The following is a 1,550-nucleotide window of genomic DNA, read 5'->3' as shown; positions in this document are numbered from 1 at the left end:
GATATAATTGACAAGATAAAAAACAAGGAAAAAGAATATGACATATACATACCATTTGAATACAATTCTACAAGCACCATAGCAGTTGCTGTACCAGTAAAAGACTTCAGTGATAACGTAGTTGCGGTATTAGTTGGATTATATCCACAAAGCATACTACAAGATATGATAAAAGGGGCAAAGATAGGAGAAAATGGAATAGTAAGTATAATATACGACACGTTAGTGGTGGCACATCCAGATGAAAGTAAAATAAACGAACTAGACATAGCAAAGGAAAAAGGGCTTGAGAAGCTAAAAGAAGAACTCTTATCAAAAGACAAAGGGAGTGTAAGGTATGAATACAATGGATATGAAAAATTTGCAAGCTTTATAAAGATAGATGATTTACCGTTGAAAGTAATGGCTACAATAAATTACTCGGAAGTGATAAAGGAAGCGAAAAATATAGTAAATCTAGGGATACTAACGGGAATAATAGTTGCATTAATAGCAGCGATAATAGCATACTTTGTATCGAAATCAATAAGTAAACCAATAATAGAGATAAGTGAAATAGCAAAGAGAGTATCGGAAAAAGACTTAACGGTAGAGATAAAAGAAAGAAAAGGGAAAGATGAGATAAGTCAACTAACAAATGCGTTTAAGATATTGGTGGATAATTTCAAGCAAACGGTAGAAGAAGTAACGAAACTAAACTCACAAGTATACTCGGTATCACAGTTATTGGACAACCTAGTAGAAGACACAGAAAGAGCAGCAAAAGATGCAACAGAAACGGTAAACAAAGCGACATATGAATTACAAGAAGTAGTATCGGCGACAGAAGAGGCAAACAGTGGAATGGAAGAGATAGCATCAGGCGCGCAAAACATAGCAAACTATGCGGAGAATTTGGCAAGGAAAGCAGAAGAGATGAAAGAGAAGGCAACAGACTCATCAGGAAGAGTAAAAGAACTAAAAGAAGTAATAATGAAAGTAAACGAAACGATGAAGGAGACAGAAAAATCGGTACGTGAGATGGAAGAATCATCAAATATGATAGGGGAAATAGTAGGAACAATATCAAACATAGCGGAACAGACGAATTTACTAGCGCTTAATGCAGCGATAGAAGCGGCAAGAGCAGGAGAAGCAGGAAGGGGATTTGCAGTAGTTGCGGATGAAATAAGGAAACTAGCCGAAGAAAGTAAAAGTCAAACACAAAAGATAGCAGAAGTATTAAATGCAATAAAGGATCAAGCGGTAAACGTGGCAAAATACACAGAAGAAGTAGGAGAAAAGATAGAAGATTCAGTAGAATCATCGGAGAAAGTAAGTGAATCAATAGTGGAATTATTGGAAAAGATAGAAGACATATACGGAATGACAAATGACTTGGCAGCGACATCAGAAGAACAAAGTGGAGCATCAGAAGAAGTAAGTGCGGCAATAGATAGGGTAACAAAGACGTTGATGGAAGTGGAAGAAGAAATAAAACACATGGCAGAACAAGTGGAAAATCAAGCAAAACAAGCATCAGAAGTAAAAATATATTCAGATGATTTAAA

The 1,550-nt window shown here is 35.8% G+C and carries 1 protein-coding gene; it reads left to right on the top strand.

What is annotated here, in order from left to right:
• On the top strand, positions 1-1,550 hold a 1,550-nt coding region (locus XO08_RS00310), incomplete at both ends, for a methyl-accepting chemotaxis protein (RefSeq protein ID WP_077286937.1).

The sequence above is a fragment of the Thermosipho sp. 1074 genome (assembly GCF_001999655.1).
In the GTDB taxonomy this organism is placed as follows: domain Bacteria; phylum Thermotogota; class Thermotogae; order Thermotogales; family Fervidobacteriaceae; genus Thermosipho; species Thermosipho affectus.
The sequence above is the reverse complement of the archived record's forward strand: the minus strand, read 5'-3'. Positions and strand labels throughout refer to the sequence as shown.